This window comes from Rahnella sp. JUb53 (assembly GCF_004346065.1).
Classification (GTDB): Bacteria; Pseudomonadota; Gammaproteobacteria; order Enterobacterales; family Enterobacteriaceae; genus Rahnella; species Rahnella variigena.
Genome location: NZ_SLYT01000006.1, coordinates 1 through 23829, shown reverse-complemented (window position 1 = coordinate 23829; position 23829 = coordinate 1). Strand labels below are relative to the sequence as shown.

Genomic DNA, 23829 nt, shown 5'->3' with positions numbered 1-23829 from the left:
ATTTAAGGCCAGAAGTAAGTAGTAAATGCCACAAAAAATTGTGGTGGGGTTCCCGAGCGGCCAAAGGGAGCAGACTGTAAATCTGCCGTCATCGACTTCGAAGGTTCGAATCCTTCCCCCACCACCATCTTCCAGACTCATCCCTGAGTCACTTCTTAGTAAACTTTCCTGTATCCCCCATCAAACCTGAACAAAATGTCCTGCTGATATTTCCTGATATTGCCTTTGCGACGGAACATAGCCGTTATCGCGCACCGGGCTCTTCAGCTCATCCACCTGCATTTGCCGTTTGAGCATTCTGCGGGAGGGATCCGGCACCGGCACAGATGCCATCAGTTTTTTGGTATACGCATGTTGGGGATTATCAAATATTGCCGCACGTGGCCCGATCTCCACGATTTCCCCCAGATACATCACCGCCACGCGATGACTCACCCGCTCAACCACCGCCATGTCATGCGAAATAAACAGATAGGAAAGATTCATGCTTTCCTGCAAATCGAGCAGCAAATTTACGACCTGCGCTTTCACTGACACATCCAGCGCCGAAACCGACTCGTCAGCGACGATCACTTTGGGATCGAGCGTCAGGGCACGCGCGATGCAAATTCGCTGACGCTGACCGCCGGAAAACTCGTGCGGAAAACGGCGCAGCATATCCGGCGACAACCCGACCTTTTGCAGCAGCGACGCCGCCTTCTCTTTCGCATCGCTGCGGTTATGCAGTTTATGTTGCAGCATCGGTTCGATCAGCGCGTCGCCAATGCGCATATGCGGGTTAAGACTGGCGAAAGGATCCTGAAATATCATCTGGATGCGCTGACGCATTTGCAAAATGTCGCGCTTACCCAGATTCGTGACATCGAAACCGTCGAAATCAATCGCGCCGCTGTGCGGCTTCAGCAGACGGGTCACAGCACGACCCGTCGTGGATTTCCCGCAACCGGACTCGCCGACCAGCGAAAGCGTTTCGCCCTGAAATAAATCAAAGCTGATATTTTCCACCGCGTGCACCGCGCCTACCTGACGGCTGAAAATACCGCCATACACCGGAAAACGCGCGCTGAGGTTTTTGACCGATAACAACGGCGTCAGCCCCGAATCTATGGTTCCCGCCACTTCTTGCGGCACACTGGCTTCACCGGTTTGCAGGTTGATTTGCGGAAAACGCAGCGGCCAGTCGCGCCCCTGCATCGACCCTAATTTTGGCACCGCCGCAAGTAATGCACGGGTATACGGGTGTTGAGGCCGGTGGAAAATGTCTTCCGTCGCCCCGCTTTCCACCGCTTCTCCGCGATACATCACCAGCGTCCGGTCGGCAATCTCCGCCACCACGCCCATATCATGCGTGATGAACAGCACCGCCATCCCTTCTTCTTCCTGCAACGTCTTGATCAAATCCAGAATCTGTCCCTGAATCGTCACATCCAGCGCGGTCGTGGGTTCGTCTGCGATCAGTAATTTCGGTTTCAGCGCCAGCGCCATGGCGATCATCACGCGCTGGCGCATGCCGCCGGAAAACTGATGCGGATATTCATCAAAACGCGCGTTAGCATTCGGAATACGCACTTTTTCCAGCAACCGCAGGGTTTCAGCCCGCGCTTCAGATGACGACATGCCGCGATGCCGCTTCAGGCTTTCGGCAATCTGGCGGCCAATACTGAATGTCGGATTAAGCGACGTCATCGGTTCCTGAAAGATCATCGCCATCTCATTGCCGCGGATATCGCGCATCTGTTTGTCCGAGAGCCGTAACACATTGCGCTGATTAAGCCAGACCTCGCCCTCAATCCGGCTGCTTTGTGCTTTCAGTAAACGCATCACCGACAGCGACGTCACGCTCTTGCCTGAACCGGATTCACCGACAATCGCCAGCGTTTCTCCGGCATAGACGTCAAACGACAAATCACGCACTACCGGCAGCCAGTCGTCCTCGCCGAGAAATGAAGTGGTCAGATGCTTCACGCTCAGCACGGGCTGACGTTTTTCCTGCTGTCCGGCGGTCTGATTCATCTTATGGCTCCTGAATTATTTGCTGCGCGCGGAAATCTGCACCTGCGGCACATAGCTGAAATCCCGGTCAAACGGGAAGGTTTTGCGTGCTTTGCGGTTGCGCGGCAGGCGCTCTACAAACTGATCCACCACGCCGTTAGACAGCGCCATCAGATTCGGACTGGCAATCGGCGCCAGTTCCGGCGACAGATAACCGGATTTCACCACCACGATATCGGCGCTATGCGGATCGAGTTCCAGCACAGTGAAATCGCTGATGTTGTGATACGGACGACGACGCGCCGACACCACGACGTCAATTCCGCCAGTGCGCAGAACCGCCTGACGGTCAGAAGGTGTCAGTGCATCGAGCAGGAAAACCACCTCAAAATCACCTTTCACCTGCGGGCTGGAATGATCCAGCGAAGCCCCTAACGTCAGCGTCAGCACGGATCCCACGCCAGCGTTAAATGCCGCGTCCGTTGCCGGTGCATCGGCAATACCTGCCACGATCGTATTTTGCGCATACTGTTTGATAAGCTCCTGCAACACATCTGCACGATCGCCCACGCCGCCGCCGGTCGGGTTATCGCCGGAATCGGCCAGCACCACCGGACGAGTTTCACAGGCAATCGCCTTTTTCACGCAGGCCTCAACGGTGTCCGTTTCACAGCCAAACACGAAATCTTCGCGCGCGTCCCAGTAAGCCTGCGCCAGTTGCGTGCCCTGTTGTTCCAGCGCCGTCCGGTCGGTGCCGGTCATGATCACTGCTGCTGTCGCTCGTGGCTCATCTGCCCATACATAACCAACCATCAGCGAGCTGTCCCACACGCCATCCACTTCATCCATTTCTGGCAGACGGGCGTACAAACTTTTCGCCGGTTCATCTTCCGTACTGGTACGTTCACCCGGTAATACCACCGGCACCGGCACCCACAGCAGCGTCGGTTTTACACCGGTTTGCAGATGTTTCACCAGCATCGCGACCGAACGGCGCATGGTTTCCTCCACATCGATATGGGGCGCAGTGCGGTAAGTCGAAAACATATCAATGGCGTCGATAATCCGCTGAGAAACATTGCCGTGCAGGTCATAACTGACGCTGATCGGACAATCCGGCCCGACGGCTTTACGCGCCGCAGCAATCCAATCGCCTTCCGCATCCTCCAGCCCTTCGACATACATCGCGCCGTGCATCGCCAGATATAAGCCATCGAACGGTTTTTGCGCTTCCAGTCCTGCCAGCATTTCCGCTTTGAATTTATCGTACGTCGCGCGCGCTACCGGACCACCGGCAATGGCACGGGCGTGGATAGTCGGTAAAAACGTCGCCGGGTAATCCTGCAAAAAACGAAAACGCGGCGACGCCAGTAACTGGGCGTCACGCACGACGGTGAAATCCTTCTCCTCATTCAGCACCGGGTTATAAGTGCTGCATTCAATGTGGATACCGCTGACAGCTATACGCATGTTGATGATTCCTCAGACAGGCTTCAGACCGACCAGAAAGCGGTGTGCAGCAATACTCGCCGCCGCGCGCGCCCAGGTGTCGTCATTTAGGGTAAAAGTACGAACCGGCGTTTTCCCGGCATTTCCCGGCAAAACATTGGCTTCGATAGACTGATGAACAACCGTGCCGAACAGCCCGGAGAAATCTGCGTCCTGATGAGCTATCAGGATCAGGTCCGGGTCATTAATTTGAATCAGATGGGATATCGCTAAACCGAGCGCCGAACCGGCACGGTGCAGAATACGTACCGCTTCGCTGACACCCTGCATCGCCAGCTTTTCCAGGCCGCCAATGGTGGTCGCTTCCAGCCCGCCGTCTCTGGCCATTTCGGCAATGGCATTCAGAGACGCCAGCGTATCGAGACAACCGCGCTTGCCGCAGCGGCAGGGCAAACCGTTCAGTTCCAGCGTGCAGTGGGCGATTTCCCCTGCGCCGCCATGCAGGCCGCGATGCAACTGACCGGCGACAAAATGCGCGCTGCCGATCCCTGCGCCATGACTGACCAGCGTAAAGCTGCTCAAATCCCGCGCCTGCCCGAAATTTTTCTCACTCACCGCCAGTGCTTTGGCGTCATTTTCGATGGCCACGTCCATGCTGGTGGCCTGTGAAATCAGGCTGGCCAGCGGCACATCGCGCCAGCCAAGCAGCGCCGACTGTACGCAGGTGGACTGATTTTCATCAATAAGGCCGGATAACGTCACCCCCAGCCCGGCCAGTTTTTTTGCCGCTTCGGGATGCGGTTCAAGCAGTGCCGGTAACGCGCTGGCGATGTTTTCTGCCAGACGCTGCGGACTCGCACCGGCATCGAAAGACACCCGTGAAAGGATTTCGCCATGCAGATTAATCAGCGCCATCTGCGCCGGATTTTGCAGCAAAGAAACGCCCGCAAACCACGCGCCATCCGGATGAACCACCAGCCGCACCGAGGGTCTGCCCTGCCCGTTCCCCGGCACGGTTTCCGCTTCGTGCAGGAAACCGGCGTCGATCATTTCACGCACCACGCCGCCAATCGCCGCTTTGCTCATTCCTGAAAGCTGCGCCAGTTCGGTACGGCTCAGACCGCCGGATGCATTGACCGCACCCAATATCTGACGTTGCAAAGTTGTTAGCATATTCGTTTCGGCGCTCTCAGTTTTCGGTCATCTGCATTGACATTAAACGCTGGAAATGGATATATCAATGCCAATTAGTTCACAAAATAAACTAAATGTTGGCATATAAGTATTTCATATGAACTATTTGTTAAATCTCTTTGTTAAAACAAACTGTCATTAAAACCGGCGCTTTACCAAACCGGCAGACGTAGCCAGAGCCACTTAATCCGATTTTTCACGCAGAGGGCAGAACATGAAGATTACCCGTTACATCCGGCGTCCCGTGCAGTTAACGTTGCTGAGCAGCGCTCTTCTGGCGGCGTTTTCGCTGCCGGTTTACGCCGCCACACTGAACGTGATGCAAAACGAAGCACCGCGCAGTATGGATCCGGGCAACCAGACCGCGACCTTTACCGGTACCGTGCTGGATCCGATGTATGAAGGCCTGCTGCGCATGTCGCCGCAACTGAAACCTGAAGCCGCGCTGGCGACTTCCTGGAGCAGTGATGAAAGCGGGCTGGTGTGGACATTCAAACTGCGCAGCGGCGTCACTTTCCATGACGGCACTCCGTTTAACGCCGATGCGGTGGTCGCCAACTTTGCCCGCCATCTCGACACAAAACGCGGTCTGGCGGCCAGCGGACGTCTGCGCACCTTCCTCGACAGCGTGACCAAAACCGACGATTCCACCGTTGTCTTTAAACTGAAAAAACCGTATCCCGCATTCCTGAATTTACTGACCACCGGCGCCTGTCTGATGGTCAGTCCGGCGGCCGATAAAACCGGCACACTCGACAGCAAAGCCGTCGGCACCGGCCCGTACAAAATGGTGCAATACAAAACCGGTGAATTCGTGCTGGAAGAAAAATATCCGGGCTACTGGGGTGATAAAGCTGCCGGGCCAGATGACATCAAATGGACGTGGAGCGCCGAGCCTTCGGTCATGAATATGGCGTTGCAGGCGGGCGAAACTGACGTGATTAACCCGGTGCCGCCGCAGTTTGCCCGCGTGCTGAAAAACAATCCGAAGTTCGACCTGCATGAAAGCCCGGGTGCCTCTGTATTCTGGGTGGCGCTGAATACCGATCTCAAACCGCTCAGCGACGTCCGTGTGCGTCAGGCACTGAACTACGCCACCGACCGTGACGGTCTGGTGCGCGCCATCATGTCCGGCTTCGCGCAACCGGCAAACTCGCCGCTGGCACCGGTCACCGCCGGTTATGACAAAACCCTGAACCCGTATCCGCTGGATCTGGCGAAAGCCAAATCCCTGCTCAAAGAAGCCGGTGTGGCTGACGGATTCACAATGTCGATTGCAGTGCAGGGTCAGGACGCACGTATCGGCCAGGTGCTGCAAAGCATGTGGGCGAAAATTGGCGTGAAGCTGGACGTGAAAATCATGGAAAGCGGCGTATGGACCAAAGCGGCATTTGCCGATCAGGCCGGTAAAAAAGCCGATAACACCGGCGCGGTGCTGGCATCCTGGTCTTCCGGCGCGAACGGCGCCGATCTGCAACTTCGTCCGCTGTACTACAGCAAAAGTTTTGCTCCGGGCGGCGCAAATCTGGGCTTCTTCAGTGACCCGAAACTGGATGAAATGTTAGACAAGGCCGCATCGACGCTGGATGAAAATACCCGCAACGCGATTTATGTCGATGCGCAGAAAGAGATTAACCAGCAGGCGCCGCAGGTGCTGTTGTATTACCAGAATGACTTGTACGCCACCGGCAAAAACATCTCAGGCGTCACGATGATCCCGGGCGGGCAAATTGTGGTGAAAGATGCTCAGAAGAAATAAACGCATTCACAGTGGGAAATAGCCATGAAAGCCTATCTTGCCAAAAAACTCATCGCCTTCCCGATCATCCTGATCGGGGTTTCGATGCTGATTTTTGTGTCCATCCGCGCGCTGCCGGGGGATCCGGCACGTCTGATGGCCGGGCCTGAAGCCACGCAGGAAGCCGTTGATGCCATGCGCGTTCGCCTCGGGCTGGATCAGCCGCTGCTGACGCAGTATCTGCATTTTGCCGGTGACGTTCTGCACGGCAATCTCGGCGTCTCGTTGCAGTCGCAGCAGCCGGTGACGCAGGAAATCGGGGAACGCATGCCTTACACGCTGATGCTGGCAGTACTGTCGTATTTTCTGGCAGTGGCGATTGGCGTTCCGGCGGGCATGATAGGCGCGGTGTACCGCAACCGCTGGCCGGATTTTGGCGTGATGTTACTGGCGATCGCCGGTGCTTCGATTGCCAACTTCTGGCTGGGGCTGATGGCGATGAACACATTCTCGGTCAATCTCGGCTGGCTGCCGCTGCTCGGCGCAACGTCATGGAAAAGCTATATTCTGCCTTCGGTGACGCTGGCCGTTTTGCCGATGGCGGTGATGGCGCGCATGACACGTTCCAGCATGCTGGATGTGCTCTCGGAAGATTATATCCGCACCGCCCGCGCCAAGGGGTTGTCGGCAACGACCGTGTATTGCAGCCATGCTTTTCGTAACGCGCTGATCCCGATTGTCACCATTGTGGCGCTCAATTTCGGCAGCCTGATTGGCGGCGCAGTGGTGACAGAATCTGTCTTTAACTGGCCGGGCATTGGCCGCTTGCTGGTAGATTCCGTGCGTTATCGCGACTATCCCGTGATTCAGGGCGTTGCGCTGGTCGCTGTCTGCGGTGTGGTGGTGATGAATCTGCTCGGTGAATTACTGATCGCTTTCCTGAATCCAAAAATAAGGTTCGATTAATGTCTGCCATTATCACGCAATTACCCCGTCGCAAACCGCGCACGCTGCGGTTTTTCCGCTGGTTGTGGCGACATCCGGCAGTGTCTATCGGCGGCTTTATCGTCAGTCTGATTGTGCTGATGGGAGTGTTCGCACCCTTAATTGCCCGTCACGATCCTTACGCCCAGGATCTGATTGATACCCTGCTTTCCCCCGGTGCCGATCACTGGTTTGGCACTGACGATTACGGGCGTGATATCTTCGCCCGCGTCATTTACGGGGCGCGCATTTCCATTATTGAAGTGGTGCTGAGTGTTGGTCTGGCGATGATTATCGGTATTCCGCTGGGCATTATTGCCGGTATGGCAGGTCGTTATACCGACATGATCATCATGTGGTTTATGGATATGCTGTTCGCGTTTCCGGGCATCGTGCTGGCGATTCTGGTGGTCAGTATTCTCGGCGGCGGTCTGGTGAATCTTTTGATCGCCATTTCGCTGTTCGCTATCCCGGTGTATGCGCGTCTGAGCCGTAACCTGACGCTCGGTTTAAAGCAGATGGAATATGTCGAAGCGGCGCAGGCGCTGGGTTTGTCTAATTACCGGATCATCGTACATTACATTTTGCGCAATGCCATCGGGCCGATTATCGTCCAGTCGACGCTGACCGCCGGTACGGTCATTCTTGCCGCGGCCAGCCTCTCATTTCTGGGGCTTGGTGTGCAACCGCCGATGCCGGAATGGGGTACCATGATGAGCGATGGCCGTAATTTCCTCGGCATTAATATTTACCTTTCGCTGTTCCCGGGTCTGGCCATTATGCTGACCGTGCTTGGTTTTAACGTACTGGGCGACGGGCTGCGAGATTTACTGGACACACGCTCATGACCTCAGCTGTTTTTTGCGCCGATATCGGCGGTTCATTTATTAAGTTTGGTGTTTCGCGCCATCCCGGCGAAATGGAAGAATGCGGCAAAGTCCCGACACCGGTTTCTTCATGGGACGATTTTGTGCAGGCGATGCACAATCTGATCGAAAAATTTGGTGCGGATTTACCCGCCGGTACACCGCTGGCGATTTCTACGGCCGGACTGGTTTCGCCACAAACCGGCGAAATGCTGGCAACCAATATTCCGGCATTTACCGGACATTCGCTGGCGAAAGATCTCAGCGTCGCGCTCGCCCGTCCGGTAACGGCGGCGAATGACGCGGACTGTTTTGCACTCGCCGAAGCCCATGCCGGTAACGCGCAACACCAGCCGGTGGTGGTCGCCATTATTCTGGGCACCGGCGTCGGTGGCGGACTGGTGATCAACGGCCAGCTGGTGCGCGGTCACGGCGGCGTCACCGGCGAATGGGGTCACGGCGCCATCACCCGCACTGAGCTGGTGATAAATGGCGAAAACTACGCCGTTCCGCGCCTTAAATGTGGTTGCGGTCAGACCGGTTGCCTCGACATGCTGGGTGGCGCTCGTGGAATGGAACGCTTACATCAGCATTTTCATCATAAAGACTGCACCAGTCTGGAGATCGTGACCGGCTGGCTGAATGGCGATGCCAGCGCGTCTCTCACCGTGAACGCCTGGCTGGAACTGGTCGCCGAACCGCTGGCCTTACTGGTCAATATTCTTGGCCCTTCGCGGATTGTCGCCGGTGGCGGACTGGCTTCTGCCAGTGAACTGATCGCCGCGCTGGATGTGAAAGTTCGCAGCGGCGTTCTGCACAACTATCAACAAACGCTGCTGGTGCCGGGGAAATTCCTGACCGACGGTGGCCTGGTCGGCGCATCAGTGATGGGAAGACTGGAAAGTTAAGGAGCTGCCCTCTCCTTCGGGATGAGGGCAACGTCAGATTTCAGCTCGCGACCAGCATCGGTTCCAGAACCGGTGCGGTTTGCTCGAAGACCAGTGACAGCAGAATTTTCTTCACCGCCATCGCTTCCTGCGATAATGCCAGCGTTTCAGAAACACACAGTGAAAGCGGAACCTGAATCGACGGACTGCTGATGCATGACATCCAGGCTTTCGCCGGACCGGTCATGGCACGGGCAGCAGATTCAGGCAAAATGGTGACGCCCAGACCGCTGGCCACGGCGGCAGTCAGCGTGGCAGCAGATTCAATTTCCCCGATGATATTCGCGCTCAGGCGGCGCAGCGCCATAGCGTCATCCACCAGACGGCGGGTCACGTTGTGCGAGCGCGGCATGAATAAATTCATTTTCGCCACATCGCTCAGTTCGACATATTTCCCCGGATTCAGCACCGAGTGCGCCCCGACGAGATACAAATCCTCTTTCATCAGCGGCTGGCTGCTCAGTCCGGCGGCCATACTGGTGCCATAAAATACCGCCATATCCATGCGACCGTTGAGAACCAAATCACCCAGCGCCGTGCCGAAATTTTCATTCAGATACAACAAAATGCCCGGATGCTGTTTACGCACCGCCTGTAACAGCGGCACCGCCAGCTGAGAAGCCGCCGTGCCCGGCGCAAGACCAACGGAAACCTGCCCGTTCAGCGACTGACCGGCATTATTGACCGCGCTGTGGATCTGGTCGCACTGGCGCAAAATCGCCTGCGCGTGGGAATAAAGAATATTACCGGCTTCGGTAGGAGTGACGCCGCGCTTGGTGCGAATCAGCAATTGTTGCTGCAATTCTCCTTCCAGTGTCGCCAGTTGCTGGCTCAGTGCCGGTTGGGCGATGTGCAGAACATCAGCGGCCTGCGTCAGGCTGCCGATATCGACGATTTTCACAAAGTACTTCAGACGTCTGAGATTCATCTCTGTCTCCATCTTGCGCGAAAGGGGTAACCCCGGGCGGTCGTTAGTGATGCGAATAATAAGCTGGACTAATAAAAGCAAGATTTACGCCAATCTCCGGCGCGCAGGTAAAAAACGCCCGTTCAGAAAGCTAATACCGCAAAATATAAGAGAAAACGATTACGCACGTTGAGCAGAAAACTGGCGACGATGAAAAAAAAGAAGGGAATGAAATGCGCTGCAAAGGAAGGATGCACCAATATCATGCATTCTTATAGGTCATCCTTATAAATTAGCAGGGTTAATAACAGAGGCAGCCACAGCAAGGGCCGCAATCTGACACGCGGCCCTGAATACCAAAATCCATCACTTTTTCCTCTGCTTAACGTATTGCGAAAATAATCAATTTCGCATCAATGACTTACCCAACTTTACTGACTTTGTTGAGCACCATCTGATAAGCCGATTGCAGGTGACTGCGCATCATTTCCGCCGCCGCCTCCATTCGTCCCTCCATCACGGCGTCGAGGATGGCGACGTGCTCCTCGCACCATTCGCGCACGCGGTGTTTATTGGTGTAACTGCCAAACTCAAGCAAACGACGCAGCCGGTTTTGCTGCTGGATCGCCTGCAAAACAAAAATGTTGCCGCTGAATTCCGCCAGCATCTCGTGGAAAGTCGCATCTGTTTCGAAAATCTGACGCCCATCAACGGCCAGAATATCCGGATGCGTTATCAGATAAATATGCTGCATCCGCAGGCGGCGCAGCGCGCTCTTGTCGGCATGAAAACCCGCCGCCAGCATCGCACCCGGCTCAATCATCAGGCGGAATCCGTAGCCGTTACTCAGCGCCACATCGGTATTCAGCGTCGGTAAAAACGACCAGCCATGCCCCTTATTGCGGGCGATCAGGCCATCCTCGGCCAGCCGCAACAACGTGCGCGCCAGCACCCCGCGATCGGCGTCATAGCGCTGAGCGATTTCAGTTTGCGTCAGGGAATCCGGCAACTTTCCGGCAATGCGATCTTTCACCAGCTGCTCGTATAAATCCTGATCGCTGCTGGCGGGGATATCGATGCTGATGCGCTGGAGTTCATCGAAGGCTTTCAGCAGGAAAAAACCCTGATTACGCCGCGCTTCGATAATCCCTAATTCACACAGCAATTTCAGGGCGGTACGCACCGGCGTGCGGGAAACGCCGAGCATATCAGCAAGCTGTTGCTCCCTGAGATGGTGACCTGGCTCAAATTTTGCTTCACGTATCAGGTCAAGGATTTGGTTTGCCAGACGCCTTCCGCTGGCTGTCGTAGTTTGGGTCATGGAATAGCAGCACCTGAAAGTATTTGTTGTTTAGGTTTGTACAATATCACAAGCCTTGAGGAGGGTGAAGCCTGGTGATAAAGCCCCCAGATCGTGCAATTAATGCACCAAAAAAGAGCCTTGACTCACAAGTTTAATTGTATTTAATGAGACACAAAGAGCAATCTTGCTCATGGGAAACAGGAGTCTGTCATGTCAAAAAAATATTTTTTGCGTCGATATGCCGCCGTCTCTCTGGCCGCTATTTGCCTGAGTGCCCCGCTGTTCAGCCAGGCCGCCGCACCTGCTCTGGTCAGCAAAGGTCAGCTGACGTACGGCACCGCCGCCACGTTCATGCCATTTGAATTTACCAAAGACGGCAAGCTGACCGGATTCGATATCGACCTGATCACCGCCATGTCTGAAAAACTGGCGCTGAAACCGGCGCCGATGTCGATGGAATTCAAAGGGCTGATCCCGGCATTGCAGGGCAAACGTCTGGATATCATTAACTCCGCGATGTACATCAACCCGACCCGTTCTGAGCAGGTCGATTTCGTGCCATACCTGAAAATCGGCAGCCGCGTGATTGTGGCAAAAGGAAATCCGGAAAATATCACTGGCCGTGATTTGTCCCTGTGCGGAAAAAACATTGCCGTGACGCTGGGCGGCATCGAAGAAAGCCAGGCGCGTGCGGATAACCAGAAATGTCTCGATGCCAAAAAACCGGCACTGACCGTGCTGACCTTCCCGGCAGCCACCGATTCCGCCGTCGCTGTCGCCCAAAAACGTGCCGATGCGGAATTCCTGTCAACACCGGGCGCGGTAGCGCTGCTGAGCGAAAAAGGTGACACCTTCGAAGCCGTCGGTGCTGAATTTGAAGCTGACACGCACATCGGTTTTGCCGTGCGTAAAGGCGATACAGAAATGAAATCGCTGCTGGAAAAAGGCCTTCAGGATGTCGTGAAAGACGGCACGTATCAGAAAATCATCAGCAAATGGCAGTTCCCGGCTTCAGTGTCCATTTTCTGAAACCGCAAAGTTAAGAAAAGCTTTGCCCTGACGTTGAGGAAAGTTCATGTCACTTGATCTTGTTTGGCAATACCTGTTCTCACCGGCGTTCTTTCAGGGCGCATTAATGACCTTGTTGTTAACGGTGTGCTCGTTGTTCTTTGGCATTATTGCCGGGCTGGTGCTGGCCCTGCTGCAGGAATCCCGCTTCCGTGCGGGTTCCGTTCTGGCTTTCTTTTATCTGTGGTTGTTTCGCGGCACACCGGTGCTGTTCCAGATTATTTTCGTTTACAACGTTCTGCCGACCTTTGGCCTGCGATTCTCCGCCTTTACCTGCGCGGTAATGGCGCTGTCCTTAAATGAGGGCGCCTATATGGCAGAAATTCTGCGCTCCGGTTTGCAGGCCGTACGCAGCGGTCAGCGTACTGCCGGGATGGCGCTCGGCATGACCCAAAGCCAGATCATGCGCAAGATAGTTTTGCCACAGGCCGCGCGGATTGTGCTGCCGCCGATGGGCAATCAGATGATCAGCATGCTCAAATCCAGCGCACTGGTGTCAGTGATTGCGGTGCAGGAACTTCTGCTTATCGCCAACCAAACCGCCAGCGCAAGCTTCCGTTATTTCGAAGCCTTGTGCGCCGCCGGGATTTACTACCTGGTGCTGACGTCGATCTTTATGGTCGGACAGGCCTGGCTGGAACGCTCTCTTGATCCGAAAAAGCGTAAGAAACCCGCGCTGTCTTTGACCGAACGCCTGCTGCGCAGCAGTACACCAAACTGAGGAGAAGCCCGTGAATAAATCCAAACCGGTTCTGGAAATCATCGGCGTCGATAAACATTTTGGCGCACAACACGTTCTGAAAAACTGTTCCCTGAATGTGGCTCAGGGCGAAACCGTAGTGCTGATCGGCCCGTCCGGTTCTGGCAAATCCACCCTGCTGCGTTGCATTAATTTGCTGGAACCGATTCAGGGCGGCGCGATCTTCTTTCGTGATCAGGACATCACCCACGCCAGCATGGAGCCGCACAAACTGCGTCAGGACATCGGCATGGTGTTTCAGAACTACGAGCTGTTTTCGCATCTGACTGCCGCGGAAAACATCATGCTGGCACCCATGACCGTGCTGGGCGTCAGCCGCAGTGAAGCCGAAGCGCAGGCACTGGAACTGCTTGGCAAAGTGCGTATTCCGGATAAAGCCGATTCGTTTCCTGATGAGCTTTCCGGCGGTCAGCAGCAGCGCGTCGCCATTGCCCGCGCGCTGGCGATGAAACCGAAACTGATGCTGTTTGATGAACCGACTTCAGCGCTGGATCCGGAGATGATCCGCGAAGTGCTCGACGTGATGGCCGATCTCAGCGCCGAAGGCATGACCAGCATTGTGGTGACGCATGAAATGGGCTTTGCGAAACGCGCGGCCAACCAAATCGTCTTTATGGAAAACGGCGAAATTATAGAAAACGCGTCCGGCGAAAAATTCTTCGGCGGCGACGTCAGCCTGCGGGCGCAACGTTTCTTAGATCAAATCTTACATTAATCACTTTTAGCAGCACTGAATCACACACTGCGCTCTCACCAGGGGCCTGACTTTTGCCACAAACTGTATTTCAAATACTGTATTTCAGGAGACACCGATGAGCCTTTCATCGCCCGATATCAGCAGAATGAAACGTGACCTTGCCGCACTGGTCGCTATCAATACCGAAAATCCGCCAGGGCGCGAACGCGAAGCCGCTGAACTTATCAGCGCCATGCTCAGCGAAATCGGCTTCGACATGACCCTCAGCGAATACGCGCCGGGACGCACCAACGTGATTGGCCGCCTCGAAAATGGCGCAGGGCCGTGCTTTGCTTTTAATACCCACATCGACGTGGTGCCAGCTGGTGAAGGCTGGCAGCAGGATCCGTTCACCCTCACCGAACGCGACGGCCGGTTATATGGTCGCGGTGCCTGCGACGCCAAAGGGCCGCTGATCGCCATGATCGAAGCCATGCGCTGGCTGGCGGCCAACCGCAACGACTGGAGCGGCACGCTGATGGCGATTTTTGTCGCCGACGAAGAAGTCGCCAGCGAAGGTGCGAAGTTTTACGTGCGCGAAGCCCCGGCACATATCGACTTCGTGGTGATCGGCGAACCAACCTCTAACACCACGTATTCGGCACATAAAGGCAGTTTGCGCCCGCTGGTCCGCGTTCACGGCGTCACCGCTCACTCCGGCACACCGGAACTGGGCGAGAACGCTATTTTCCGCGCCGCACAACTGCTCGGTCTGGTGGAAGAAACCCACCAGCACACCGTGCGCTGCCGCTGTCATCCGCTGGTCGGTAATGCCAGCCTGACGGTCACCCGCATTAACGGCGGTCATGCCGATAACGTACTGCCGGGTGCCTGCGAATTACTGCTCGATCGTCGCATGGTGCCTGGCGAAGACGAAGACGCAGTGAAACAGGAGATTCAGGATTTACTGCAACTCGCCCATGACAAATTCGGTGTACGCAGCGAAATCATTACCTTCAAACCGACCACCGGCGGTGCAACCGAAACCGACTCCGGCGATCCGATTGTGCTGGCCGGCGTTGAAGCTTGCGCGGCACAAGGCAATCCGGAACCGGGTCCGTTCGGTTTTCAGGGCGGTTGCGATCTGGTGCATTTTCGCAGCCTGGGAACCAAAGGCATCATCATCGGCCCCGGTTCGCTGGCGGTCGCGCACAAACCTGATGAGTTTATCCCGATCGACGAATTCATCGCAGGCAGCAAAATTTACTGCGATGTCGCGCTGAAAATGCTCAAACGCTGAGGAGGAGCCGGTGAAAGCTACGTTGTATCGCGCCGACCTGCGGTATCCGCATCTGCAACTTTACACCGCCTCTTCGGGCAGTGTGCCAGGGCTGGACACCTTGTATCTGCTGCTGGAAGACAAAAACGTCAACGGGCTGGGCGAAGTGCGTATCAATATCGCTTATCTCAATGGCTGCAGCGCCGAAAGGGTGTTGAGTGATGTGATCCGTGCGTTGCAGCAACTGGATCTCAGCCAGCCTGCCAGCACGCTTTTGCTCAACCTGCCGCAACGGATGGCAGATTTTCTGGCACCGACACGCATGCTGCTGGATATCGCGTTGCATGATCTGATTGCCCGTCAGGAAGGTATCAGCGTGGCAGAACTTGCCGGGGCAGAAAACAGCCAAACGGTGAGTTATCACACCAACCAGACGCTGTTCTGGACGCCGATGGAACAGATGCTGGAACAGGCCACAGCCTATGTGGAGCGCGGTTTTACTCAGCTGAAACTGCGCGTCGGTGTGGCGTCATTTGCTGAGGACGAAGCACGCCTTAGCGCCCTGCGCCGCCGTTTCGGACACGAGATCAGTTTGTCCGCCGATGCCAACGGACAATGGCAACCGGAAGAAGCCCGCAGTCATTTACTGTCGCTGGCGAAATTTGAAATGAGTTATCTCGAACAGCCGGTTTCTGACGCCAATGCGCACTATTACCCGGCGCTCGCCGAAGTCAGTCCGCTGCCGCTGATGCTTGATGAAAGCATGAGCAGCGAGGCGGATTTAGAACGTATTGTGCAGCTCAAAGGCAAGGTCATGGCGCATCTCAAGCTGGTCAAAATGGGAGGAATTGCGCCGACAATAGCGGCCGCACGACGCCTGACCGCGGCGGGTGTGCCGTTTATGATCGGCCAGATGAATGAAGGCGGTGCCGCTACCGCCGCCGCGCTGCACGTCGCCCGCGCCAGTCAGCCGGCTTATGCAGAACTTTACGGTGCCGACGGGCTGGGCAACGACCCGGTTCACGGCCTTTCCTATCATCAGGGTTTACTCAGCAGCCAGCCGGGCGCGGGGCTTGGCATCCGCTTTACCCCTTCTCAGGCAGAATTTATTCAGGAGTTTGAACAATGACAGCAACATCATTGCCCGATCTGGGCCGCGTCGTGCCAGGCGCAGAATCCGCCTTTCGTGAAGCAGAATATGCGCAGCGCATGGCGAAAGCGCGTCAGCTGCTGGTCAAAGCCGGTCTGGACGTCATGGTCATCACCGGTCCGGAAAATATCTTTTATCTGACCGGCCAGCAAACGCCGGGCTATTACACCTTCCAGACGCTGGTGTTGCCGGTGGAAGGCGATCCGGTTTTTGTCATCCGTCAGCTGGAGTATTTCAACTTTATCTCCAACACCTTTATCCGCGACGCCGCGATTTATACCGATGGCGATAATCCGGTGAATTTCCTGCTCGATGTGCTGAAAGCGCGCGGCTGGATGAAAAGCCGGATCGGTATCGACAAACGCGGCTGGTTCCTGCCCGTGGCGGTATACGAAGCGTTGCAGGCTGAAATCGGCACTATTCACGACGCGGCCGGCGTTATCGAACAACTGCGGGCGGTGAAATCTGCCGCAGAACTGGAAAAAATGGCCCACGCAGCGCGTTACGTTGATGCCGGTATGCTGGCAGGTCGCGCGGCGATTGCCGCCGGTGCCACTGAAAACGATCTGGTTTCCGCCATGATGGGCGCCGCCATTGCCGCCGGATCCGAATACATGGGCATGGAACCGCTGGTTTCCAGCGGTCCGCGCACCGGCGTACCGCACGGCACCTGGCGACGTCGCAAAATTCTCGATGGCGACCCGATTTTCCTGGAAATGGCAGCCACGCATGACCGTTACCACGCTGCCCTGATGCGCTCCGCCTGGCTTGGCAAACCACCCGCCGTAGCGCTGGAAATGGAAAAAGTGTGTCAGGAAGCGCTGCAGGCTGCACTGGATGTCATTCGTCCGGGCGCCACCTGCGAAGCACCGCATCTGGCGTGTCAGGCCGTCATTGACCGCGCCGGTTACACCGACAACTTCAAAAAACGCACCGGTTATTCGATTGGGATCTCATTTGCACCTGACTGGGGCGAAGGCGCGATCCTCAGCCTTTACAGCGGCATCACGACTGAATTACAGCCGGGCATGACCTTCCACATTCCACCGGCACTGCGCATTTACGGCGAATTCACCGTCGGTGTCAGTGAAACCATTGTGGTGACCGAAACCGGCTACCGCGCCCTCGGCACGGTGGATCGTCCGCTGACCTTACTTTGATTTAGCGTTTAACAAGATGATGGGAAGTGAATAAATGAAAGACATCAGTGAAAGCCAGGCGCGCCTGAAAGGTATTTTTAATATTACCGTCACGCCTTTTACCGCCAGCGGCGAGTTTGATTTCGCGGGGCTGTCGCGCAATATCGAGCGCGTCATCAGCCTCGGTTATGACGGCATTTTGATTGGCGGCACCTACGGCGAATTCCCGGCAATGACCGCAGATGAGCGCGCCACGCTGTTTCGTTATGTCATGGAAGTGGTCGGTAACCGCGTACCGGTAATGTTATGCAGCGCCGGCTCCGATGCCCGCGTCGTGCGCGATTTAACCCAACTGGCGGGTGATCTGGGCGGGCTCCCAATGGTGACACCGCCGTTTGTTTCGGAAGTGACGGAAGCACAAATCATCAGTTTTTTCAAACAGATGGCGCCGCTATCACGCACCGGTATTCTGGTGTACAACGCGCCGGGCATCGGCATTACGTTACCGCCTGTGGTGCTGGAGCAACTGGCCGATATCGAAGGCGTTGTGGGCATTAAACAAGGTGACCTGAACCCGACGGCCATTGACCAGATTGCCAACCGGCTGGGCGGACGTCTGCGCCTGTTCTGCGCTTCTGACCTGGCATTTTTAGGTCCGATGATGTGCGGTTTTGATGGCATCAGCACCACTAACAGCGGCGCGTTGCCGGAAATCATTCTGGCGACATATCGTGCGCTGGAAAATGGCGATGCGAACACCGCGCGCGAACTGCACCGCCTTTGGTATCCGTACCGCGCCCTCGCCCGCCGCTATGGTCAGCCGCAACTGGTGAAAGCGGCCATGAACCTGCGCGGCTTCGACGGTCACCATGTGCGCGCACCACTGATTGATCTGGAGCCTGACGTTATCGGGCTGGTGGAGCAGGAACTCCAGCGTCTGGCTGCGGATCCGCGTTCCGGCGTCACCCTGAAGTAATCCGCTTTGCTAAAACTCCCGTCTGAGCAGGCGGGAATTTCCTCTCGTTACATCCGCTTTTCCGGGACATCCCGCAAATTCAGCAATGACATTTTTAATGTCCTTGCCATCGCCTTTCGGCGTATATACCTTTGCACTATATTTTTCAGGCGAGTATTATTTGAGCAGATTTCCGGCTTAAACAACTTACTGAGGAATAACGACATGCCCAAAGGCACCGTATTTTTAAATAACAGGACGCAAAGCGTACGTATTCCGGCAGAGTGCCGTTTTCCAGACGAGGTAAAAATCGTGACGATAAGAAAAGTAGGGAGTTCACTGGTTTTAACGCCAGTGGATAACACATGGGATAATTTTTTCCACAGCGAACTGCGCGTGACGGATGATTTTATGGAAGAACGCGCCTCACAAGATCAGTCTGAGCGGGATACATTTTAATGCTGACCTATCTGCTGGACACCAATATTGTCATTTATATACTCAAACGCAGGCCGATGAGCGTGCTGGCAAAATTCAACCAGCACGCCGATCAACTGGCGATCTCAATGATCACTTATGCTGAACTACTGCATGGCATTGCGAAAAGCACCAGTCCGACCAAAAACAAACTGGCGGTAGAGGAATTCGTTTCTCATTTACGTATCGTGGACTATGACCAGAAAGCTGCCGCGCATTACGGACATATCCGTGCCTGCCTCGAAAAATGCGGCAACCTGATTGGGGTGAACGATATTCATATTGCCGCACAGGCACGCAGCGCGGGTATGGTGATGGTGACCAATAATATGAATGAGTTCACCCGCGTTGACGGGCTCCTGACTGAGAACTGGGTGGGTCCTTCCTTAACTGCGCTTTGAACCCGCCGCTTTTAAAAACGCGGTCAGCAGCGGATGCGGTTTCACACGCAGTGACGACAACTCCGGATGCCCTTGTACTCCGAGATAAAACGGGTGATGAGTGAACTCAATACCATCAGCAATTTTTCCCGTAGCGTCAGTCCCGCTGATATGCAGCCCGAACTTCTCCAGATCGGGCTTCAGTTTGGGTTCAAGATGAAAGCGGTGGTTATAGCGCACGGTAAATTCATCGCCGAGGATGTCATTTAATCTGCTGCCAGGACGGCAATGCATCTGATAATCCCCAAGACGATGTACCGGAAATGTCGGCGTATCCGTCAGCGGGATAAAGGTTTTAATTTCGGCATTAGCATCGGCTTCGGCAAGATTGGCTTTCGTGGAACCAAGCATTTTCTGCACGATGGCCGTGGTCATGGTTTGCATACCCAGACAAAGCCCGAGAATGGGAATATTACGGTTCAGCGCGTAATGCGCCGCGCAAATTTGTCCGGTCACATTACACATCGCTGAGCCTCCGGGCAGCAATATACCATCGACATTTTCCATCACTTCATGCAGGTGATCTTCCAGCGCCTGCGGTGCTGCGTACACCATGTCCAGTGATAACGACAGCGCATCTGCCGCGTCCCCCAGAGCAGCCAGAGTGGCAGGGTAAATACTGCATTGATCCGACTGGGATCCGACCAGCGCAATGCGCAATGACGGGCCGGTGTGCGGTGGCATGTTCTGATTGATCCAGCGCCCGTAGCGGTCTCGCCACCAGCATCCTGACGCGTCATCTGTCTGACCATGACGCCTGAATACAAACCCCTGATTGGCGCGCTCAACCGTAACCAGTTCGTAATCCAGCGCGTTATCCCGCACCTGTCTGGCGATTTGCGTGAACTGAATAATTTGCATCGGCCCCAGCGGAACCACCACATCCTGCGTACCGTAAGTATTGAGCAGGTCTTCCAGCTCCATAACCTTTCCGGCACTTTGCGGATTCATTCGCTCAGTCCACAGCAAACCGCTGGTCATCAGCTGTCCTTCGCCGATGACATGCTGACAGGCATCCGGATAGCGGGCGATATCCCAGCTCACCGGCAGATGAGCTAACGGTAAATGTTTTTGTGCTGCCAGTATTGCCGCCATCGCCCCGTACAGCGATGGCTCAGGTGTGTCATGTGCAACAAAAATAAAAGACATAAGACAACCTTGAAATATAAAAGGAAAGTGACGGCATTTCGCAGACTCTGGAGTCTGCCAAACGAGTTGCCGTGCCATTTCCGCCGGTAAAATGCTGCTCAGCACGAAGAAATTATGAGCAAAGCAAAAAGAAGAATGGTAAGTTTAAATTGGTTTTAATGATTCATATAATACAATTTTGTTATTGCTCAAACAGGGGAAACAATGTCTGCTGAATTTCTTGCACCTCGTTTACGTCGTGTGCGCCCTTCGCCGACAGCGGCGATTTCCGACCAGGTACGCGCGTTTATTGCGTCTGGCGTTGATGTTATCAATCTCGGTGAAGGCGAACTCGATTTCGATACTCCCGCACATATCAGGCAGGCAGGCATCGATGCGATTGTACAAGGTGACACAAAATACACCGCTGTGGCCGGTACCGCCGCGCTGAAACTAGCCATCATCACTAAGTTTAATCGCGAAAATGGGATCAGCTACCGTGCGGACGAAGTGATTGCAGGTAGCGGAGCCAAGCAACTGATCTTCAATGCTCTTTTAGCCACGGTTTCTGCCGGTGATCAGGTCCTTATTCCTGCGCCCTATTGGGTTTCTTACCCGGACATGGTGGCGCTGGCAGAAGGCGAGCCGAGGATAGTACCTTGCCTGGAAAGCCATGGCTGGAAATTACAGCCGGAAGATCTGGCGGCCGCGATTACCCCGCAAACCCGCTGGGTTATCCTCAACTCTCCGAATAACCCAACCGGCGCGGTGTATTCTGCAGAAGAATTAAAGGCGCTGGCTGCCGTTGTGCTGGAACATCCGCAGTTGCTTGTCATGGCGGATGATATTTATGAGCAAATTTGTTTCACCTCCGGCGAATTCGCCACGCTGGCGCAGGTTGAACCGCGCCTGAAGGATCGTATCCTCACGGTCAACGGTGTTTCAAAGGGTTATTCAATGACCGGCTGGCGACTGGGTTATGCCGGAGGCCCGGCCTGGCTGATCTCAGCGATGCAAATTTTGCAGTCCCAAAGCACGTCAAATCCAAGCTCAATCTCTCAGGCGGCGACCGTTGTCGCACTGGAACACGGCAGCGAATTCATCACGGAGTGGATTGAAATACTGTCACGCCGCCGCACCCTGATCATGAACTGCATCAACGCCATTGACGGCCTGAGTGCAGAGGTTCCGCCAGGAGCATTTTACGTTTTCGCTAATTGCCAGAGAATGCTGGGCAAAACAACGCCTTCGGGTGAGTCCCTCCATACAGATGAAGATTTTGCGGCTTATCTGCTGAAATTTGCCCACGTGGCAACGCTTCAGGGTTCAGCTTTCGGCGCACCAGGCTATTTACGCATCGCTTATGCCATTGATGACAAGCGTTTACAGGAAGCCTGTGAGCGGATCACCCGCGCCTGCGGCGAATTGCGTTAACCGGGCAAAGGCTGACAGAGTGCAGAAACAGGCCTTTCGGGTTCCTTTTTGACTCTATTGTCAACAACTTGACCAAAGTATCAGCAAACGAACGCATTTATAGAGTTTCCCCTTTGACATGCCGCGGGGCAGTCGCTATTATTCGCCCCGTTCCAACGATTCCTCTGTAGTTCAGTCGGTAGAACGGCGGACTGTTAATCCGTATGTCACTGGTTCGAGTCCAGTCAGAGGAGCCAAATTAGAAACGCCCGCTTAAGGAAACTTAAGCGGGCGTTTTGCTTTGGTGTTTTCTTATGCCGGTATCATCTCTGCATGAGAAAAGGCTTATGGAGAGGTAGCCCTAAGAAAATTGATCTCTATTAATGAGATTGAAAACAATAATGGGCGGATTTCACAAGCCTATAGATTAGCGTTGCTTAATACTCTACTGTATCGGGAAACTCAGATTGTTCATAAGTGCGTATGGCCTTCGGATAGACATGGCATGCTGTACCTGCGTTTGCTGACTTTCTTTCACACATTAGGCAAATGTTCTGCAGAATAAATTACTTTTGCCTTTCTTTACTTTCTAGCCTAATCAACGCCCTTTCTAAACCTGATATCTTAATCACTAGGCGCTGATCTTATTTAAATGCTTTAGTGATAATCCTCATTGGAGAAGCATTTATATGAGTGTTAAGGCACAAGTTATTGTCGCACGTAAGCTGGGATTCACATCACATCAAAATGCGGTTCCTCTATTACGTGAACTTATCTTGCATAATGAATCGGAGCAAGCATTTCAGGATTTGACATTACATCTGCAAACATCGCCTGCAGTATTGGAAGCAAAACAATGGAAAATTGACCGTTTACTTCCAAACTCCTCGGTTGATATCCGGGAACGGGACGTTAAGCTCAATGCAGAATGGCTCTCCGAATTAACGGAAAGTGTCGTTTGTGAAGTCACACTATGTTTGCGTCATGGCGACGAAGAACTTTTTACTGAATGTTATCCACTTGAAGCATTGGCAAAAAATGAATGGGGTGGAGAGGCAATGGTGGAATTGCTGCCCTCTTTTATTATGCCAAACGATCCCGCCGTGGACCGGATTCTCAAAGCGACATCCGATGTTCTGCGAAGTGCAGGTAAAAATGAAGGGTTGGATGGTTACGAAAGTAAATCCAGAACTCGTGTCTGGGAAATTGCATCTGCGCTCTGGACTGCAATCTGTAATCTGAATATCAGCTACGCCCTTCCACCGGCAAGCTTTGAGCTTAACGGTCAGAAAATTCGTACGTCAGGTGCCATTATCGAAGGTAAAGTCGCAACGTGTTTGGATACCACGTTATTATTCGCATCCGCATTAGAGCAGTTGGGCCTCAATTCACTTGTATTTCTCACCGAAGGCCACGCCTTTGCCGGCTTATGGTTGCAACCGCAAGAATTTGCGCAGTTAGTGACTGAAGATGTCTCCGCTGTAAGAAAACGCATCGACCTGAAAGAGATGGTTGTATTTGAAACAACACTGGCAACCAAAGCCCAACCGGCTTCTTTTACTCAGGCTTCTGATGAAGCATTGCAGCATTTTACTGAGGATAAATTCCACGCAGCAATAGATACACGCCGTGCGCGGATGCAAAAAATTCGCCCGCTTGCACTCGGTACGAACTCATCCCCAGACCATAGCGATTCTGAACAAATCATCTCCCACGGTTTTGAAGATGCGCCGTTCTTGCCTTCGTTTGATATTGATGTCGACACATCTGAAGATAAAGAATCAGTCGGCCGTCTGATTCAATGGCAACGTAAACTTTTAGATTTAACAACACGCAACCGCCTGCTGCATTTACCCGAGAGTGCCAAAGTGAATAGACCCTAGTTTCCTAGACTGTTCCGTGCCTCATGAACCAGGCACTTTCATAAGCTGCAGGGGGTTGATCCTCACAGGCACTGTGGCGGC

21 protein-coding genes and 2 tRNA genes are annotated in these 23829 nt (G+C 54.4%); 17 read left to right on the top strand and 6 right to left on the bottom strand.

What is annotated here, in order from left to right; all coding sequences use genetic code 11:
• Positions 1-42 precede the first annotated feature (42 nt).
• Positions 43-127: transfer RNA gene (locus tag EC840_RS15045), tRNA-Tyr, on the top strand.
• 53 nt (positions 128-180) lie between these two features.
• Here the strand turns inward: EC840_RS15045 and EC840_RS15040 are convergent.
• From EC840_RS15040 to EC840_RS15030, 3 genes are read right to left on the bottom strand one after another with little or no spacing between them, the layout of a single operon-like run.
• Positions 181-2013, bottom strand: coding sequence for an ABC transporter ATP-binding protein (locus EC840_RS15040; RefSeq protein ID WP_132965953.1), 1833 nt, complete (start codon positions 2011-2013; stop codon positions 181-183).
• Positions 2014-2028: 15 nt separating this feature from the next.
• Positions 2029-3462 (bottom strand): M81 family metallopeptidase, encoded by a 1434-nt coding sequence (locus EC840_RS15035; RefSeq protein WP_129639829.1) that lies wholly within the window; start codon positions 3460-3462, stop codon positions 2029-2031.
• 12 nt (positions 3463-3474) lie between these two features.
• A complete protein-coding gene (locus tag EC840_RS15030; RefSeq protein ID WP_132965951.1) occupies positions 3475-4614 on the bottom strand; it encodes an ROK family transcriptional regulator in 1140 nt (379 codons plus the stop codon).
• A gap of 235 nt (positions 4615-4849) precedes the next feature.
• Between EC840_RS15030 and EC840_RS15025 the strand changes: the two genes are divergently transcribed.
• The 4 genes from EC840_RS15025 to EC840_RS15010 are packed head-to-tail and all read left to right on the top strand — an operon-like array spanning position 4850 to position 9131.
• Positions 4850-6394: an ABC transporter substrate-binding protein gene (locus EC840_RS15025; protein WP_132965949.1), complete on the top strand. Its 1545-nt coding sequence runs from the start codon at positions 4850-4852 to the stop codon at positions 6392-6394.
• 24 nt (positions 6395-6418) lie between these two features.
• The gene (locus EC840_RS15020; RefSeq protein WP_112288813.1) at positions 6419-7339 is read left to right on the top strand and encodes an ABC transporter permease; all 921 of its coding nucleotides are present in this window, start codon (positions 6419-6421) and stop codon (positions 7337-7339) included.
• On the top strand, positions 7339-8205 hold the full coding sequence (locus EC840_RS15015) for an ABC transporter permease (RefSeq protein WP_120161378.1): 867 nt from the start codon (positions 7339-7341) through the stop codon (positions 8203-8205). The genes EC840_RS15020 and EC840_RS15015 overlap by 1 nt, the downstream gene beginning before the upstream one ends.
• Positions 8202-9131 carry an ROK family protein gene (locus EC840_RS15010; protein ID WP_132965947.1) on the top strand — a complete coding sequence of 310 codons (930 nt, stop codon included), beginning with the start codon at positions 8202-8204 and terminating at the stop codon, positions 9129-9131. Before EC840_RS15015 ends, EC840_RS15010 begins: the two co-directional genes overlap by 4 nt.
• Before the next feature lie 40 nt (positions 9132-9171).
• On the opposite strand, the gene nac is transcribed toward EC840_RS15010, so the two are convergent.
• Together nac and EC840_RS15000 are read right to left on the bottom strand one after the other, a co-directional pair.
• Positions 9172-10098 carry a nitrogen assimilation transcriptional regulator NAC gene (nac, locus tag EC840_RS15005; RefSeq protein WP_132965945.1) on the bottom strand — a complete coding sequence of 309 codons (927 nt, stop codon included), beginning with the start codon at positions 10096-10098 and terminating at the stop codon, positions 9172-9174.
• A gap of 400 nt (positions 10099-10498) precedes the next feature.
• Positions 10499-11398: a GntR family transcriptional regulator gene (locus EC840_RS15000; protein ID WP_132965943.1), complete on the bottom strand. Its 900-nt coding sequence runs from the start codon at positions 11396-11398 to the stop codon at positions 10499-10501.
• 192 nt (positions 11399-11590) lie between these two features.
• Here EC840_RS15000 and EC840_RS14995 point away from each other — a divergent pair, with 192 nt between their 5' ends.
• The 9 genes from EC840_RS14995 to EC840_RS14955 all read left to right on the top strand — a co-directional run bounded on the left by EC840_RS14995 (position 11591) and on the right by EC840_RS14955 (position 19285).
• A complete protein-coding gene (locus tag EC840_RS14995; RefSeq protein ID WP_112288808.1) occupies positions 11591-12409 on the top strand; it encodes an ABC transporter substrate-binding protein in 819 nt (272 codons plus the stop codon).
• Positions 12410-12455: 46 nt separating this feature from the next.
• Positions 12456-13169: an amino acid ABC transporter permease gene (locus EC840_RS14990; RefSeq protein ID WP_095922431.1), complete on the top strand. Its 714-nt coding sequence runs from the start codon at positions 12456-12458 to the stop codon at positions 13167-13169.
• 10 nt (positions 13170-13179) lie between these two features.
• Positions 13180-13923, top strand: coding sequence for an amino acid ABC transporter ATP-binding protein (locus tag EC840_RS14985; protein ID WP_132965941.1), 744 nt, complete (start codon positions 13180-13182; stop codon positions 13921-13923).
• A gap of 97 nt (positions 13924-14020) precedes the next feature.
• Positions 14021-15184, top strand: a complete 1164-nt coding sequence (locus tag EC840_RS14980; RefSeq protein WP_132965939.1) for a M20 family metallopeptidase — start codon at positions 14021-14023, stop codon at positions 15182-15184.
• A 10-nt stretch (positions 15185-15194) separates the two neighbouring features.
• On the top strand, positions 15195-16292 hold the full coding sequence (locus EC840_RS14975) for an enolase C-terminal domain-like protein (RefSeq protein WP_132965937.1): 1098 nt from the start codon (positions 15195-15197) through the stop codon (positions 16290-16292).
• Positions 16289-17473, top strand: coding sequence for a Xaa-Pro peptidase family protein (locus EC840_RS14970; protein WP_132965935.1), 1185 nt, complete (start codon positions 16289-16291; stop codon positions 17471-17473). Before EC840_RS14975 ends, EC840_RS14970 begins: the two co-directional genes overlap by 4 nt.
• Positions 17474-17507: 34 nt before the next feature.
• On the top strand, positions 17508-18428 hold the full coding sequence (locus tag EC840_RS14965) for a dihydrodipicolinate synthase family protein (RefSeq protein ID WP_132965933.1): 921 nt from the start codon (positions 17508-17510) through the stop codon (positions 18426-18428).
• 204 nt (positions 18429-18632) lie between these two features.
• The gene (vapB, locus tag EC840_RS14960) at positions 18633-18866 is read left to right on the top strand and encodes a type II toxin-antitoxin system VapB family antitoxin (RefSeq protein WP_112288802.1); all 234 of its coding nucleotides are present in this window, start codon (positions 18633-18635) and stop codon (positions 18864-18866) included.
• The gene (locus EC840_RS14955) at positions 18866-19285 is read left to right on the top strand and encodes a PIN domain-containing protein (protein ID WP_120161360.1); all 420 of its coding nucleotides are present in this window, start codon (positions 18866-18868) and stop codon (positions 19283-19285) included. Before vapB ends, EC840_RS14955 begins: the two co-directional genes overlap by 1 nt.
• On the opposite strand, the gene EC840_RS14950 is transcribed toward EC840_RS14955, so the two are convergent.
• On the bottom strand, positions 19271-20473 hold the full coding sequence (locus EC840_RS14950; RefSeq protein ID WP_132965931.1) for a gamma-glutamyl-gamma-aminobutyrate hydrolase family protein: 1203 nt from the start codon (positions 20471-20473) through the stop codon (positions 19271-19273). The genes EC840_RS14955 and EC840_RS14950 overlap by 15 nt on opposite strands.
• Positions 20474-20677: 204 nt before the next feature.
• On the opposite strand from EC840_RS14950, the gene EC840_RS14945 reads away from it, so the two are divergent.
• The 3 genes from EC840_RS14945 (at position 20678) to EC840_RS14935 (ending at position 23748) form a co-directional block, all read left to right on the top strand.
• Complete coding sequence (locus tag EC840_RS14945; protein ID WP_132965929.1) at positions 20678-21886, top strand: pyridoxal phosphate-dependent aminotransferase; 1209 nt, start codon at positions 20678-20680, stop codon at positions 21884-21886.
• Between the two features lie 160 nt (positions 21887-22046).
• Positions 22047-22122 (top strand) — tRNA-Asn (locus EC840_RS14940).
• A gap of 432 nt (positions 22123-22554) precedes the next feature.
• Positions 22555-23748, top strand: coding sequence for a DUF4011 domain-containing protein (locus EC840_RS14935; protein ID WP_243701075.1), 1194 nt, complete (start codon positions 22555-22557; stop codon positions 23746-23748).
• Positions 23749-23829: the final 81 nt, after the last annotated feature.

Excerpts from the sequence above, each read along its gene's own strand:
- EC840_RS15040 (WP_132965953.1), bottom strand. The coding sequence starts at position 2,013 with ATGAATCAGACCGCCGGACAGCAGGAAAAACGTCAGCCCGTGCTGAGC.
- EC840_RS15035 (WP_129639829.1), bottom strand. The coding sequence starts at position 3,462 with ATGCGTATAGCTGTCAGCGGTATCCACATTGAATGCAGCACTTATAAC.
- EC840_RS15030 (WP_132965951.1), bottom strand. The coding sequence starts at position 4,614 with ATGCTAACAACTTTGCAACGTCAGATATTGGGTGCGGTCAATGCATCC.
- EC840_RS15025 (WP_132965949.1), top strand. The coding sequence starts at position 4,850 with ATGAAGATTACCCGTTACATCCGGCGTCCCGTGCAGTTAACGTTGCTG.
- EC840_RS15020 (WP_112288813.1), top strand. The coding sequence starts at position 6,419 with ATGAAAGCCTATCTTGCCAAAAAACTCATCGCCTTCCCGATCATCCTG.
- EC840_RS15015 (WP_120161378.1), top strand. The coding sequence starts at position 7,339 with ATGTCTGCCATTATCACGCAATTACCCCGTCGCAAACCGCGCACGCTG.
- EC840_RS15010 (WP_132965947.1), top strand. The coding sequence starts at position 8,202 with ATGACCTCAGCTGTTTTTTGCGCCGATATCGGCGGTTCATTTATTAAG.
- nac (WP_132965945.1), bottom strand. The coding sequence starts at position 10,098 with ATGAATCTCAGACGTCTGAAGTACTTTGTGAAAATCGTCGATATCGGC.
- EC840_RS15000 (WP_132965943.1), bottom strand. The coding sequence starts at position 11,398 with ATGACCCAAACTACGACAGCCAGCGGAAGGCGTCTGGCAAACCAAATC.
- EC840_RS14995 (WP_112288808.1), top strand. The coding sequence starts at position 11,591 with ATGTCAAAAAAATATTTTTTGCGTCGATATGCCGCCGTCTCTCTGGCC.
- EC840_RS14990 (WP_095922431.1), top strand. The coding sequence starts at position 12,456 with ATGTCACTTGATCTTGTTTGGCAATACCTGTTCTCACCGGCGTTCTTT.
- EC840_RS14980 (WP_132965939.1), top strand. The coding sequence starts at position 14,021 with ATGAGCCTTTCATCGCCCGATATCAGCAGAATGAAACGTGACCTTGCC.
- EC840_RS14970 (WP_132965935.1), top strand. The coding sequence starts at position 16,289 with ATGACAGCAACATCATTGCCCGATCTGGGCCGCGTCGTGCCAGGCGCA.
- EC840_RS14965 (WP_132965933.1), top strand. The coding sequence starts at position 17,508 with ATGAAAGACATCAGTGAAAGCCAGGCGCGCCTGAAAGGTATTTTTAAT.
- vapB (WP_112288802.1), top strand. The coding sequence starts at position 18,633 with ATGCCCAAAGGCACCGTATTTTTAAATAACAGGACGCAAAGCGTACGT.
- EC840_RS14955 (WP_120161360.1), top strand. The coding sequence starts at position 18,866 with ATGCTGACCTATCTGCTGGACACCAATATTGTCATTTATATACTCAAA.
- EC840_RS14950 (WP_132965931.1), bottom strand. The coding sequence starts at position 20,473 with ATGTCTTTTATTTTTGTTGCACATGACACACCTGAGCCATCGCTGTAC.
- EC840_RS14945 (WP_132965929.1), top strand. The coding sequence starts at position 20,678 with ATGTCTGCTGAATTTCTTGCACCTCGTTTACGTCGTGTGCGCCCTTCG.
- EC840_RS14935 (WP_243701075.1), top strand. The coding sequence starts at position 22,555 with ATGAGTGTTAAGGCACAAGTTATTGTCGCACGTAAGCTGGGATTCACA.